The sequence below is a fragment of the Methylophaga sp. UBA5088 genome, assembly GCF_002414625.1.
In the GTDB taxonomy this organism is placed as follows: domain Bacteria; phylum Pseudomonadota; class Gammaproteobacteria; order Nitrosococcales; family Methylophagaceae; genus Methylophaga; species Methylophaga marina.
This window is the reverse complement of the sequence record NZ_DIAC01000130.1, coordinates 1-10190: the sequence shown is the minus strand read 5'-3', so window position 1 is coordinate 10190 and position 10190 is coordinate 1. Positions and strand designations below refer to the sequence as shown.

Genomic DNA, 10190 nt, shown 5'->3' with positions numbered 1-10190 from the left:
TGCCCATGTTCTGGGTCAAAAATGCGTCCACCTGTTAATTTTGTCAGCATATTTTTTCTCCGTTTACAGGGCTTTCTCAACAGCCGTTAATACCTCATGTGTGCTGGGTAAACCACTGTCACGTAATTTTGTAAGTGGAAGTGATACTGAGCTATCACAACGGAATGTTCGTCCTACATGGTCGATACCGGGAACCCCCACCGGGATAAAGACTTCCGGTTCACTCTCAAACGTCATTCCAGAGCGGCCTAAAACAACTGTTGCTGCGTCAGTTTTTGGTGGCGTTAACTTCGTGTTGAAACTGGAAATCCAAAGCAGACAGTCCACTTCTCCCTCATCCAGCATACGTTGCCCACGGTTCAGGAAGGGATCGTAATCAGGCATATTTCTGCTGAAGCTGGTTCGCATCGGATAGCCAGCTTGCCAGGATGACACGGCATTCACTGTGGTATCACCATCTTTACCCCCCAACATTAATCCATTACAGCGCGTGGTTTCATTGACCTCTTTGATCATTTCACACAGGTTTTGAATGCTTGCTTCAGCATGCTCCATACTCATTTCAGAGCCAGACCAAGTAAGTACAGAGTATTTTGCAGTATTAATTTTTTCTGCCAGCTCAGCAAGTTCGGAAGTGGCTATCCCACCCACAGATTCTGACTGAATTGTTTTGCCTTTGACTAAGGCCCTTAATACAGAAATGACTTCTGGCAAATCATCAATATCACACGGTAATACACTGGCTTTTCTACCTGCAGGAGAGGTGGAAGCGTCACCAGAAGGTGATTTACCGAGATAAATAACTTCCCTTGACTCNNTTTCTTGTGGCCAGATCATGCGCTCATAAAACCGAGGAAAGCCTTTTTCGATATCACTACCGACAACAATCAACAAATCAACACGATTTCTGACCTCAGTCAGTGTGGTTGTCATGTAACCAGTGTCTTGTAGTACCAGAATATTTTTGAAAGCGTTATCAGAATAAAAACTATCAACCGTAGCTCGCGTCATATNNGCGAGTGACATTGCCGCCCTGGCACCATTTAAATCAGTCGCCATTCCACCTATTAGAGGTTGTTTGCTTGATTTCAGCAAACCTGCAATGTGATTGACTGCTTGTTCAAATGAAACATCCTGACCTTTTATTCGTGGTGAAAGATCAGTTATCGGTGTCTCAAAACCAGGTTTGGTGACCGCATCGCCATTCTCTTTCACCGTGATGGTATTACCCTTGACTTCGATGACCAAATCATCAGAAGCAATACCACAAAAAGGACTGACTACATCTTCAAAGATGTGAGTTTCTGTATTGTCCGTCATGTCGGTGTCCTCAATTACTCAAATTACAAAACTGAAATCAGTAGCGCTTGATAATAAACAGCCTGGACCATGACAGTCACGAATTTATTCAACTTTCTATTATCAATTGTGTTTGGCCCGTAACAGTAGCGAGTCGATATTATTTTCACGTAATTGCTTTTGCAAAGCATCTGCCTTGCTGCGACCAGCAATAGGACCCACCTGAACTCGATGCCAGGTTTCTTTATTGTCTATAGTAACGCTCTGAACTTTAGACTCAATACCTAATAAGGCTAACTTCGCGCGAAAACCGTCCGCATCCGCAGCCCTCTTGAAGGAACCAACTTGTATCATATAGCTGACATCAGTTTCAGCTGACGTTTCCGCTTCTGTACTATTTGTGGCCTCAGCAGCATCTGAATCATCAGAAGGCGAAGTGACGATCGGTTGTGACCCTTTATTTTTCTTATCCACCATCACTTCCATCTCAGGGAGTAAGGTATAAAAATCAAATGTGGGTTCCACCCCTTCCTTCTTTTCAGGCTTTTTCTGCTGTTTAGACTCTGTTGTTTTTACACTACCAGACTTATCGGCTGGAACATTATCTTTAAGGTGCAGTAAAAACATCACAAAAGCACCAACAGCAAAGCTCAACAACATCGGTCCCCATGGCAGGGAACGGGATGATGGCTCGTTACGTGTATTTCTTTTTGCCGCCAAAGCTCAACCTCTTACATCGACTCAGGCGCTGAAACACCCATCACAGATAAGGCATTATTAATGACTTGTCTGACTGCTGAGACCAGTAATAAACGTGCCTGACTTAACTCCACATCATCCACAATAAATTGATGTGCGTTGTAATAAGCATGGAAATCTCTAGCCAAATCAGTCAGATAGTGAGCCAACAAATGAGGGGTATGATTTAATGCTGCTGTTTCCAGAATTTCTGGATAACGTGACAGCATCGTCATTAATGTCTCTTCCTGAGGTTCTGTCAGTTTGTTCAGGTACTGTTTTGCAATATCTGGATTCCAGTCTTGTCCGCGCTCAGCCAGCTGTCTGAAAACACTACACACACGAGCATGAGCATACTGTACGTAATACACGGGGTTATCATTGCTTTGAGATTTTGCGAGCTCCAGATCAAAATCCATATGCTGATCAGCGCCACGCATCACATAAAAGAAACGTGCTGCGTCTTTACCCACTTCGTTACGTAATTCACGCAACGTTACAAACTCACCGCTTCGGGTAGACATACCTACTTTTTCAGTTCCCCGGTATAACACCGCAAACTGCACTAATAAGACATTTAATTTGTCTGCATCAAGTTGCATTGACTCGACAGCCGCTTTAACGCGTGGGATGTACCCATGGTGATCAGCACCCCAGATATCAATGATGCGATCAAAACCACGTTGGTATTTGTTGAGGTGATAAGCAATATCAGAAGCAAAATAGGTAGCTTGGCCATTGTCACGCACAACAACACGATCTTTTTCATCACCAAATGCCGTGGATTTAAACCACCATGCCCCTTTGTCCTGGTACAAGTGACCAGCAGCTTTGAGGACTTCAACCGCTTTGTCTACATCGCCTGACTCAACGAGGGAACGTTCGGAAAACCATTCGTCATACTCTGTACCAAACTCAGCCAAGTCATCACGAATGTCATTCAGGATGGCATTGAGACCTTTATCAAAAATAATCCGATAATTGGCTTCGCCTAATAAGCTTTTCGCTTTATTGGTCAATGCATCAATATGCATTTCTTTGTCGCCACCATCTGGCTCATCCGCAGGGATATCTTCAAAAACCTGACTGGCCGAAAGTAAAAACTGGTTACCGAACTCAGTTTTTAACTCACCTGCAATATTTCTTACATATTCGCCTTGATAACCATTACTCGGGAAAGTAAACACTTCACCAGATTCATCCAAATAACGCAGCCAGACACTGGTAGCCAGTATATCCATTTGTCTGCCGGCATCATTCACATAATATTCACGGTGAACGTCAAAACCGACCGCGGATAGCAGGCTACTCACAACAGAGCCATAAGCAGCACCACGACCATGCCCGACATGCAAAGGTCCAGTTGGATTCGCGGAAACGTACTCTACCTGTACCTTCTTACCCTGCCCAACTTGGCTTAAACCAAACTTTTCACCTTGCTCAAGTACATCTGTGATGACTTTCTGATTCGCTTCAGCAGAAAGGAAAAAATTGATAAATCCAGGGCCGGCAATCTCAACATTGGTGACAAACTCTGTCGCGGGCAATACTTCAACGATTTCGGTGGCAATTTGACGAGGATTCATTTTGGCTGGTTTGGCCAGCATCATCGCAATATTAGAGGCAAAATCACCATGAGATTTATCTTTAGTTCGCTCTATCTGTATCTCAGGTAGCTCAATGTCTAAAGCGTGTTTTTGAATAAACGTAGATAAAGCCTGACCGAGCAGGTTTTTCAGTTGATTTTTCAACGTTAATGAACCTTGAATGCAATTTGAATAGTGTCGCGCATTTTACCCGATCATCCACTCGGTTTACATCCTTGATTGTCTCAAGTTTGACTGCTGTATGACTGTTTAAAGAATATCGACCGGATCGATATCAATAGACCACCTTACCCTCCGCGCCAGTTTATGCCTTGAAATCACACTGATATGTTGATCCAACAGTTGGTGTAAGGGTTTTCGTTGTGTACTACTTAGTAATAATTGTGCTCTGAATCGTCCTCCCTTTTTTTCCATAATGGCAGGGACAGGACCTAAAATGAGGACATCCTCAGCGAGTTGTTGATGACACTGTGCGCTGAATGCTTCTAAAAAAGCGGTGGCTTCTTCTCTATCAGCAGACTCAGCGCGAATGACCGCCCAGTTTGATGCTGGAGGTAATGCCATTTCTATTCGTTCTTGTAATAGACTTTCTGCCGTTTTTTTGTATCCATTGGTGATCAATGTTTTCCAGAAATCATGTGCGGGCTGTTCAGTCTGAATAATAACTTCACCAGACTTTTCTCCTCTTCCAGCCCTTCCTGTGACTTGAGTAATCATTTGTGCCAGATTTTCTGTGGCTCTGAAGTCTGCACTATATAAGCCCTGATCCGTATCAAGCACCCCCACTAAAGTCACATCATGGAAGTCATGACCTTTTGCCAGCATTTGCGTGCCCACTAAAATTCGCGCTTCTCCCTGTTTGATATCAGCGACTAAGTCAGAAAAAGCATTTACTCTTTGTGTGGTATCACGATCTACCCTACTCACCGGTGTTTCGGGAAAGAGTTGTTGTAAATGCTGCTCTATTTTTTCTGTACCGGCTCCATAGCTTTTAAGAGAGGTGGATTCACATTCAGGGCATTCATCAACTAAACGCTGAATATAGCCACAATGATGACAAAACAGTATATGACGATGCTGATGAACCACCATTCTTGCATCACAATGTTTACATTTTGCTTGCCAGCCACAGTCGTGACACATCAACACGGGAGCATAACCACGCCGATTAATAAACAAAATGACTTGATTGCCCGCATCAAGATGTTTTTTTATTGCCTTAAGTAGGATGTCACTAAAACCGTGATCAGGATTAGCCTGACTACAATCAACTAAACGTACTTTGGGTAATTGAGCACTTCCTGCACGTTGTGTTAATTCCAGAAGTTCAAAGCGTTGTTTTTTTACTTGATACAAACTTTCCAGAGAAGGCGTCGCACTTCCCATTACGATAGGAATATCGTACTTCTGAGCTCTAATCAACGCGACATTTCTGGCGTGATAGCGCAAACCATCTTGTTGCTTGTAAGAACTGTCATGTTCTTCGTCAATAATGATAAGGCCAGGTTGGCTTAAAGGAGTAAAAACGGCAGAGCGTGTACCAATAATGACATGAGCTAATCCTGCTTTTGCTAATAGCCAGGCTTGTTTTCTCTCTTTATCAGACACGGATGAGTTTAAGATGACAATGGTTGTATTCAACCTTTTCTTGAATCGATCAACAAATTGACTCGTTAGACCAATTTCTGGGATAAGTATTAATACTTGTTGATTGTCCTTTAACACCCTTTCAGTGAGTTCAATATAGACTTCCGTCTTACCACTTCCTGTTATTCCTTCTAGCAAAAACGGTTGAAATCGTTCCTTTTTTTTCCAAACGTTTTCTACAATGTTTTGTTGTTGATCATTAAGTTCTAAATCAAAATGAAGTTCATTCCTTGCTATCGGTAACTTTGCTTTCTGTTGTTGCGATATAAGACCTGCTGTTTCAAGCGATTTTAGAGAAGTATTAATATTTCCAAGGTAATGCTTTAGCTGGGATTGACTGATGCCGTCAGGATAATCATTAAGTAAATCTAAGCACTGCTGTTGTTTCGACCCTATTTTTTTCTCTACGGTTTTGTTAGTTCTGCTCCACCAATTTTCTGTCTCGATTTCTGCAGGTTTGCCTGTTCTTAAGAGTTTAGGTAAAGCCGTTTGGAAACATTCTCCTAAAGGATGATGATAATAACGGCTTACCCATAACAATGTTTGCATTAACTCTTTTGGAATGAGGGGCTCATTGTCTAATTTTTCTTCAATGGGTTTTAACTTGGCAATTTCTGTTTGTTCAGTGACTTCGCTAATTTTCATAACGATGCCAGTACAGAGTCGGTTCGCAAAGTTTATTTTTACTCGTGCTCCTATCTTCCACTCTGTGATGGGTAAGTCAGAGGTGTAATCAAACAATTGTCTGAGAGGACACGGTACGCTAATGTGAAGTATGCAAGTCATTAATTAAACATAAAGAAAGAAAGATATTTTTTTAGTGATGTTAATGATTTATGCCTGTGGATTGTTGGATAGTTCTTATTACAACATATAAATCAATATTTTATCTGTGTTAGGACATGTTAATAACTACAAAGCTGCGCAGTCTAAATCTTGTGGATAAAAAGACGAGTTATCCACAGGAAAAGTTATCCACAACTTGTGATCGATCTTATAGGGATCTTATACAGCAGTTATCATGGATAAAATTTAGTCTTAATTGGGCAATAAAAAGGTCTTCGGAGAGTCAATGAAAATAGCAATGATTGTGGCAATGGATGAGCAAGGTGTGATTGGTAAAGATAATGATTTACCTTGGAAAATATCAGCGGATTTACAGTTTTTTAAACGGACAACAATGGGCAAACCCATCATTATGGGTAGAAATACACATGAATCTATCGGTAGACCTTTGCCAGGCAGGCGAAATATTGTCGTGACGACCCAACAGGGCTACATCGCACAAGGCTGTGAAGTCGTCCACTCTTTGGAGCAAGCTCTTGAAGAGTGTAAGGATGTGGATGAAGTGATGATAATGGGAGGTGCATCGTTATATAAACAATGCTTCCCACTATGCGACAAACTCTATATTACTCAAGTCCATACCACGATTGATGGTGGAGATACCTGGTTTCCAGAATGGGATCGTTCCGACTGGACTTTACTGAGTTCAGAAGACCATCAAGCCGATGAAAAAAATCAATATGACTATAGTTTCAGACTTTTTAAACGGATTCAGAACGTATGATTTGTAAAGCGTGCTGTAAGTGTTCAGCCGCTTCATAACCGAGATCGGTCAGATAGCCACCATCATGTTGACTGATAAGTCCTTTTTTATATAGGTTCTCAGTGGCATCAATCATTTCCTGTCTGGCATTATGATGGACTTTAATACCCGCCTGAGTGCTATCCAGAGGGAACTGAAGTAAGACTTCGATTTCTTCTATTAGGTATTTGTTGATTGTCATTGTCTGAGCCCTTTGTTGTATTTATGGATTTAACATAGCATAAAGGGTGATACTGATTTAGCTATTTGTGAAATACATCCGAATATTTTCTGTTGTATATAAATATGATGAACTTATTTAATATTTAGCCGCTAAACAATAATAACGTTAATAAGGGAGAAAATAACGATGGCTGCTCCAATCATTACAGATAATCCGCTATATCAATTGCTTCGAGACGGTAAGGTACAGGAGTTTAATCAGAGAGTAGCTGCTGGTGAGCAAGTCGATTTAAGAGGGTGTGATTTTAGACACTTGACACTGGTCGGACTACTTGCGAAAGGCTTAGATTTTTCAAATAGTTATTTTCGCCAGGCTGACTTAAGGGGTATTGATTTTACTGAGTGTGTCAGCATGGAAGGCGCCAGTATTCATGGTGCAAAGATTTCTGGTGTGTATTTTCCTAAACAGATAGAAGCAGAAGAAGTGTTGCTGTCTTTACAACATGGCACGCGGATGCGATACAAGAACTAAACTTGCTGCTGTTTTTTTGGTAAAAAACGGGCACTGAATAACCCCATTTCAAATAATAACCAAATAGGCACAGCGAGTAAGGTTTGAGAAATGACATCTGGCGGCGTGAGTAACATACCCACCACAAAAGCCCCTACGATGATGTAAGGCCTCTTTTGCTTTAATGACTCCACTGTGGTTGCTTGTGTCCATATGAGCAACACAGTGGCAATAGGGACTTCAAATGCCAAGCCAAAAGCAAAGAACAGTTTTAAAACAAAATCCAGATAACTGCTGATATCTGTCATCACCGCCACCCCTTCAGGCGCAGCTTGAGTCAAAAAGGCAAATATCAATGGGAAGACGGCGTAATAGGCAAAAACAATACCTAAGAAGAATAGAATCGTGCTGGCAAATAATAATGGGAACACCAGCTTTTTCTCATGTGTATATAAACCCGGCGCGACAAAAGCCCATAATTGGTATAACAATACTGGTACAGCCAGCAGTATGGCCGTGCTCAACGTGAGTTTAAACGGCGTTAAGAATGGTGAGGCGACTTCTGTCGCTATCATGGTACTGGTTTCTGGTAGCTGCTCGAGTAATGGCTCAGACAAAAAGTGATAAAGATTATTGGAAAAAGGCAGTAAACATAAAGCAATAACTAAAACGACGAGCACACCTTTAAGTAAACGATCTCTTAGCTCAACCAGATGGGATATCAAAGGTTGTTGATCGTGATTATCCATCTTTTTTATCGGTCTCTTCTTTTGGGGCGGTTTTTTTATTCTCTTGCAGATTTTCGTCAATATGAATCGTTTGATTCATATCAGACATGGTTTGATTAGTTTTATTAAGCGCATCTTTTAACTCCTGCGCTCGAAGCTCTCTGGAAATATCTGTTTTTATGGCATGTAATGAGGCTTGAGCCCGGCCTATCCAAAGACCAGTCACTCTGACCAGTTTTGGCAGTCTTTCAGGACCGACGACAATCAATGCCACCAGAGCAATGACTAAGATTTCCCAGAATCCGATATCAAACATGGCGAATGTGCCGATTTAGACTAGTGAGAAGTTTTATCTTTATTATCACTTTTCTGTGAAATGTCATCATGAGCATCATGATGTTGGATAGCGTCATTTTTTTCTTTATCAATATCATCTTTGCCATCTTGCACAGAGTCTTTGAAGCTCTTGATTGCACTACCTAAATCACCACCAAGCGATCGCAGTTTTTTTGTGCCAAATAATAAAATAACAATCGCTAAAACGATAAGTAATTGCCAAATGCTAATACCACCTAACATGGGGTTATCTCCTAATTGAATCCAGGCATTTTACTACCGCCAAGGATATGAATGTGCAGGTGATCGACTTCCTGGCCACCACCAGGTCCGGTGTTAATAATCGTACGGAACCCATTTTTAAGGCCTTGTGATTCAGCTATTTTGGGTAAGCTGAGCATCATATGGGCAAGGAGCGAAGCGTGCTCTTGATTTGCGTTATCCAGTCTGGCGATATGTTGTTTCGGAATCACTAACACATGTACAGATGCCTTTGGATTGATGTCAGTAAAGGCATAAATCAGTTCATCTTCATAAACGCGGTTTGAAGGTATTTCACCTGCGACGATTTTACAGAATATACAATCGTTCATGATTTGCTCCGGTTAGCCTTTTCTTCCAGGCCAGACAAGCCAAAGCGTCTGGCAAGTTCATCAAGAACAGCTTGAGAATCGATATCATTATGCGCCAGTAAGACAAGGCTATGAAACCATAAATCAGCAGTTTCATAGATAATCTCTTCTTTCACACCACCTTTGCCTGCGATGACTGTCTCAACGGCTTCTTCACCCAGCTTTTTCAGAATTTTATCTGTGCCTGCAGCATAGAGGCTGGCAACGTATGAGCTATCAGCATCAGCTGTTTTGCGTTCGGTAAGTACCTGACTAAGTTGTTTAATTATATCGCTCATGAATAAATGTCTTTGGGGTCTTTTAAAACTGGATCAATTGCTTGCCATTTATCTGACTGTAATTCATTAAAGAAGCAGTGATGACGTCCAGTGTGGCAGGCAATGCCCCCTTTTTGAATCACTTCCAACAAAATAGCATCGTTATCACAGTCCATTCGTATTGATTTAACGATCTGTTGGTGCCCTGATTGTTCACCTTTATGCCATAACTTTTGTCGTGAACGTGACCAATAAATGGCATGTCCTTGTTCAGCTGTCAGCGCTAATGCGTCTCTATTCATCCAGGCTAAAGTGAGTACTTGCTTGCTTTCAAACTCTTGCGTAATGACAGGAACTAAACCATCACTATTCCATTTCACTTGATCCAGCCAAGTTGTCATTTACAACCTCACCTCAATACCCTGTGCAGCCATTTGTTGTTTGGCTTCTTCAACAGTGTGTTCACCAAAGTGGAAGATACTTGCAGCCAGAACGGCATCCGCATGACCTAATTTAATGCCATCCGTTAAGTCTTGAAGTTTGCCAACACCACCTGAAGCAATCACTGGTACGTTAACAGCATCACTGACTGCTCTGGTGAGTGCCAGATCAAAACCTGACTTTGTGCCGTCTTTATCCATGCTGGTCAATAAAATCTCACCCG

General features: G+C 41.7%; 13 protein-coding genes. 2 read left to right on the top strand and 11 right to left on the bottom strand.

The annotated features are described in order from the left end of the window. Positions 1-1422: 1422 nt before the first annotated feature. The 3 genes from B4K20_RS16060 to B4K20_RS16050 form a co-directional block, all read right to left on the bottom strand. Complete coding sequence (locus B4K20_RS16060) at positions 1423-2019, bottom strand: SPOR domain-containing protein (RefSeq protein WP_286305965.1); 597 nt, start codon at positions 2017-2019, stop codon at positions 1423-1425. A gap of 11 nt (positions 2020-2030) precedes the next feature. Beyond that, the gene (gene argS / locus B4K20_RS16055; RefSeq protein ID WP_289283685.1) at positions 2031-3788 is read right to left on the bottom strand and encodes an arginine--tRNA ligase; all 1758 of its coding nucleotides are present in this window, start codon (positions 3786-3788) and stop codon (positions 2031-2033) included. A 105-nt stretch (positions 3789-3893) separates the two neighbouring features. Next, entirely contained in the window at positions 3894-6077 is a 2184-nt protein-coding gene (locus B4K20_RS16050; protein WP_289283684.1) for a primosomal protein N', read from the bottom strand. A gap of 286 nt (positions 6078-6363) precedes the next feature. Between B4K20_RS16050 and folA the strand changes: the two genes are divergently transcribed. Beyond that, positions 6364-6861 (top strand): type 3 dihydrofolate reductase, encoded by a 498-nt coding sequence (folA, locus tag B4K20_RS16045; protein ID WP_289283683.1) that lies wholly within the window; start codon positions 6364-6366, stop codon positions 6859-6861. Here the strand turns inward: folA and B4K20_RS16040 are convergent. Next, on the bottom strand, positions 6839-7081 hold the full coding sequence (locus tag B4K20_RS16040; RefSeq protein WP_286305960.1) for a TIGR02647 family protein: 243 nt from the start codon (positions 7079-7081) through the stop codon (positions 6839-6841). The two genes, folA and B4K20_RS16040, sit on opposite strands and share 23 nt — an antisense overlap. A 168-nt stretch (positions 7082-7249) precedes the next feature. Between B4K20_RS16040 and B4K20_RS16035 the strand changes: the two genes are divergently transcribed. Next, the gene (locus tag B4K20_RS16035; protein WP_286305959.1) at positions 7250-7594 is read left to right on the top strand and encodes a pentapeptide repeat-containing protein; all 345 of its coding nucleotides are present in this window, start codon (positions 7250-7252) and stop codon (positions 7592-7594) included. Here B4K20_RS16035 and tatC read toward each other — a convergent pair. The 7 genes from tatC to B4K20_RS16000 form a co-directional block, all read right to left on the bottom strand. Then, positions 7591-8322, bottom strand: coding sequence for a twin-arginine translocase subunit TatC (tatC, locus tag B4K20_RS16030; RefSeq protein WP_289283682.1), 732 nt, complete (start codon positions 8320-8322; stop codon positions 7591-7593). The genes B4K20_RS16035 and tatC overlap by 4 nt on opposite strands. Further along, the gene (gene tatB / locus B4K20_RS16025; RefSeq protein ID WP_289283681.1) at positions 8315-8617 is read right to left on the bottom strand and encodes a Sec-independent protein translocase protein TatB; all 303 of its coding nucleotides are present in this window, start codon (positions 8615-8617) and stop codon (positions 8315-8317) included. The genes tatC and tatB overlap by 8 nt, the downstream gene beginning before the upstream one ends. Positions 8618-8637: 20 nt before the next feature. Then, positions 8638-8880, bottom strand: coding sequence for a twin-arginine translocase TatA/TatE family subunit (gene tatA, locus B4K20_RS16020; protein WP_286305956.1), 243 nt, complete (start codon positions 8878-8880; stop codon positions 8638-8640). 11 nt (positions 8881-8891) lie between these two features. Next, positions 8892-9230: a histidine triad nucleotide-binding protein gene (locus B4K20_RS16015; RefSeq protein ID WP_289283680.1), complete on the bottom strand. Its 339-nt coding sequence runs from the start codon at positions 9228-9230 to the stop codon at positions 8892-8894. Continuing rightward, positions 9227-9547, bottom strand: coding sequence for a phosphoribosyl-ATP diphosphatase (locus tag B4K20_RS16010; RefSeq protein ID WP_289283679.1), 321 nt, complete (start codon positions 9545-9547; stop codon positions 9227-9229). Before B4K20_RS16010 ends, B4K20_RS16015 begins: the two co-directional genes overlap by 4 nt. Further along, entirely contained in the window at positions 9544-9927 is a 384-nt protein-coding gene (gene hisI / locus B4K20_RS16005; RefSeq protein ID WP_289283678.1) for a phosphoribosyl-AMP cyclohydrolase, read from the bottom strand. The genes B4K20_RS16010 and hisI overlap by 4 nt, the downstream gene beginning before the upstream one ends. Continuing rightward, positions 9928-10190, bottom strand: a 263-nt coding sequence (locus tag B4K20_RS16000; RefSeq protein ID WP_289283677.1) for a HisA/HisF-related TIM barrel protein, incomplete at its 5' end; no start/stop codon positions are given.

Coding starts and splice junctions, on each gene's coding strand:
- folA (WP_289283683.1), top strand. CDS start 6,364: ATGAAAATAGCAATGATTGTGGCAATGGATGAGCAAGGTGTGATTGGT.
- tatA (WP_286305956.1), bottom strand. CDS start 8,880: ATGTTAGGTGGTATTAGCATTTGGCAATTACTTATCGTTTTAGCGATT.
- hisI (WP_289283678.1), bottom strand. CDS start 9,927: ATGACAACTTGGCTGGATCAAGTGAAATGGAATAGTGATGGTTTAGTT.
- B4K20_RS16050 (WP_289283684.1), bottom strand. CDS start 6,077: ATGACTTGCATACTTCACATTAGCGTACCGTGTCCTCTCAGACAATTG.
- tatB (WP_289283681.1), bottom strand. CDS start 8,617: ATGTTTGATATCGGATTCTGGGAAATCTTAGTCATTGCTCTGGTGGCA.
- B4K20_RS16015 (WP_289283680.1), bottom strand. CDS start 9,230: ATGAACGATTGTATATTCTGTAAAATCGTCGCAGGTGAAATACCTTCA.
- B4K20_RS16040 (WP_286305960.1), bottom strand. CDS start 7,081: ATGACAATCAACAAATACCTAATAGAAGAAATCGAAGTCTTACTTCAG.
- tatC (WP_289283682.1), bottom strand. CDS start 8,322: ATGGATAATCACGATCAACAACCTTTGATATCCCATCTGGTTGAGCTA.
- B4K20_RS16010 (WP_289283679.1), bottom strand. CDS start 9,547: ATGAGCGATATAATTAAACAACTTAGTCAGGTACTTACCGAACGCAAA.
- B4K20_RS16035 (WP_286305959.1), top strand. CDS start 7,250: ATGGCTGCTCCAATCATTACAGATAATCCGCTATATCAATTGCTTCGA.